The sequence below is a fragment of the Bradyrhizobium sp. SHOUNA76 genome, from assembly GCF_023006445.1.
Lineage (GTDB): Bacteria > Pseudomonadota > Alphaproteobacteria > Rhizobiales > Xanthobacteraceae > Bradyrhizobium.
Genome location: NZ_JALBHA010000642.1, coordinates 1 through 2,982, shown reverse-complemented (window position 1 = coordinate 2,982; position 2,982 = coordinate 1). Strand labels below are relative to the sequence as shown.

Below are 2,982 nucleotides of genomic sequence, written 5' to 3'. Positions count from 1 at the left end.
AGTGCTGCGTCTGCGCGCCGCCAGCGCCACCGCCGCTGTCGCGGCCCATGGTGCCCTGTGCGTTCGCCAGACCGGTGCCTGCGACGAGTGCGACTGCGGCAACCGAGATCATAAAGCGGTTCAACATCGAATTCTCCTCACGTGTTTATTGCGTCATTGCCCGCGCCGACAACGAAAGGAGATTTCAGTTGTTCCGGAACTTCGCCTGTTCCGCGGCATTTGTTTGTTGAATGCCAGATGAATGACTTTGCACGAAGACGCCAACGTTCCGTGTAAGAAGAAAGGCCGGCTTTTCAACCGGCCCTTTTTCGTGTTTTCAGTATTATGAAACGTGATCAGCAAGTTGCCTTGCCGCAGCGGGCGATGCCGATCTTTTCCCTGAGGCCTTCGACGCCGACGGCGCCGATCACGATCTGCTTGCCGATGACGTAGCTCGGCGTGCCGTTCATGCCCATCGCTTCGGCGAGCTTGAAGTTCTCCTCGATGGTGGCGCGCACCTCGGGGCTGGCGATGTCCTTCTCGATCTTCGCGGTGTCGAGGCCGGCTTCCTTGGCTGCTTGAAGCGCGCGTGCCTTGTCGGCGGCACCGCGGCCGGTGAGCAGCTTCTGGTGGAAGTCGAGATATTTCTTGCCGGAGGGATCCTGCATGCGTACGGCGACCGCGACCTGGGCCGCTTCCACCGAGCCCTGGCTCAGCACCGGAAACTCCTTCAGCACGACCTTCAGCTTTGGATCGCTCTTCATGAGCGTAAGCATGTCGTCCATCGCGCGCTTGCAGTAGCCGCAATTGTAGTCGAAGAACTCGACGAAGGTGACGTCGCCGTCCTTGTTGCCGAGCACGACCTGTCGCGGCGAGTTGAAGATCGCGTCCGCATTCTGCGCGACGCTGGCTTCGTGCTTCTGGGTCTCGGCTGCGGCCTGACGCTTGCTGAGCTCGGCCATGGCCTCCTCGAGCACCTCGGGATGGCTGACGAGATAGTTCTTGATGATGGCCTCGATGTCGGTGCGCTGGCTGTCGGAGAAACTGTCGGCCGACGCGGGCGCGGCTGCGCCGAACAGGGCGAGCGCAAACAACGCGGGAGCAAGCAGGCGCAGCGAAAGCATAGGCAAATCCTCTTATTCAAAGCAGGTTTCGAGAAACGTCCCGGCGGACTCAGAGCTCGGCGTCGTGACGTCGCGGTGTCGGGCGTCGTTTTAGGCATTTCATAGCGTGGCGGCTTGGCCGCCACGATGTTCAATTGCGCGGCGGCTTCGCCGCCACGATGTCGTCGGCCTTGACCCATCCGGGCGTGCCGACGGCGAAACGGGTTTTCGCGCGCGTGGCTAGCTCGCGGGCGGTCTTGTTGTCGCCGCGCAGATACGCGGCCTGCGCCGAGGCGAGATCTGCCTCGGCATATTCGCCCTTCCGGCCATAGGCCATCGCGAGCTGGGTATAGCCGAGCGCCGCCTCGGGCTCTCGCGCCACCGCGGCGCGGAGAATCCGAACAGCGTCGTCGGTGTAGGCCTTATTATCGGTTCCAACCAGAGCCTGCCCAAGTAACATCTCGATGAGGGGCGAATTGTTCGAGAGCTGCGCTGCCTTGCGCAGGGCCGGGATCGCCTCGGCCGGCTTGCCGCTTTCCAGCAGCGCCTGGCCGCGCACCTCGTAGAAGTACGGGTTGTTTGGCTGGACCTGGATCAGCGCGTCGATCTGGGTGAGCGCGCTTCGCAGGTCCCCGTGCAGATAGGTGCTGATGGCACGGGCATAGCGCGCCGGCATGCTGTCGTTGGTTTGGGGATAGCGGCGGTACACCGTTTCCGGCCGCTCCATGAAGGCGGAGATCTTGGCTCGCACCATGTCGTGGCGGAGCTGGAGCGCGGGATCGTCCTTCTTGTTCCAGAAGGGGCTCGAGCTTGCGAATTCCTGGAGCGCTGCGACGCGCTCGGCCGGCATCGGATGCGACTGGAGATAGGGATCGGCGCCGCGCGCGGCGAACAAGCTCTCGCCTGTGAAGCGTTTGAAGGTCTCGTACATGCCCTTCGGCGATTGCTGGGTCGCGGTCAGGAATTTTACGCCGGCGCGGTCGGCGTTCTCCTCCTGCTGGCGCTGGTAGGACAGCAGTGTGCGGCGGATCACCTCCTGCGGCGCGGCGATCGCCGCGGCGCCGGCATTGGCGAGGCCGTTGTTGCCGGCGCTGCTGCGCTGGGTGCTGCCCGCGGCGATCGCGCCGGCACCAAGCAGCATCGCGATGATCATCTGGGTCTGGGCGGCGGCGAGCTGCTCACGCAGCTTGGACAAATGGCCGCCGGCCAAATGCCCGGTTTCGTGCGCGAGCACGCCGATGATCTGGTTCGGCGTCTCCGATTGAAGGATCGCGCCGTAATTGACGAAGATGCGGCGGCCGTCGGCGACGAACGCGTTGAACGAGTTGTCGTTGAGGATCACCATCTGGATGTTCTGCTTCTCCAGACCTGCAGCGCGCAGGATCGGGCGCGTGTATTCGCGCAGCAGCTGCTCGGTCTCGGTGTCGCGCAGGACCGGCGGCCCCTTGGCTTGCGCATGCGCGGCCGAGAACGGCGTCAGTGCAGTCGCCGCAGCCATGATGAGGGCGGTGAGGGCGGAGGCCTTCTTGCGCAATGCGATCTGGAGCAACATCAGGCGGTCTGGGTCAAACGGTCTTGATCAAGCAGTTTCGTGATTGGTTTTGGCGATTGGCGGCGGACCGGATACGCGATATGCCCTTGCGGGCCGTTCCCCTTATGACCCGTACAATGCGGCCAGTCTGGGGCGCAAGCGCCCCGTTTCCCGGACCGGACGGACCGGTCCGCCAGCGAATAGCAGAAATCGATGCACGATGCGACCTTGAGGAACCGGTTGGGGCAGTGGCTCGAGCCCTCCGGCCGGAGCGATGTTCCCCCGTTCATGGTGATGGACGTCATGGCCGCGGCGGCCCGAATCGAGGCCGCTGGCGGCCATGTCATCCACATGGAGGTCGGCCAGCCC

At 63.8% G+C, this 2,982-nt stretch carries 2 protein-coding genes and 1 pseudogene; 1 reads left to right on the top strand and 2 read right to left on the bottom strand.

Annotated features, from left to right (window positions below):
- Positions 1-335 precede the first annotated feature (335 nt).
- Both MOV74_RS34915 and MOV74_RS34910 read right to left on the bottom strand, forming a co-directional pair.
- Positions 336-1,103: a DsbA family protein gene (locus tag MOV74_RS34915; RefSeq protein ID WP_246931620.1), complete on the bottom strand. Its 768-nt coding sequence runs from the start codon at positions 1,101-1,103 to the stop codon at positions 336-338.
- Between the two features lie 130 nt (positions 1,104-1,233).
- On the bottom strand, positions 1,234-2,634 hold the full coding sequence (locus MOV74_RS34910; protein ID WP_246931618.1) for a M48 family metalloprotease: 1,401 nt from the start codon (positions 2,632-2,634) through the stop codon (positions 1,234-1,236).
- Positions 2,635-2,826: 192 nt separating this feature from the next.
- Between MOV74_RS34910 and MOV74_RS34905 the strand changes: the two are divergent.
- Positions 2,827-2,982 (top strand): annotated as a pseudogene (locus tag MOV74_RS34905) (pyridoxal phosphate-dependent aminotransferase); the annotation flags it as partial.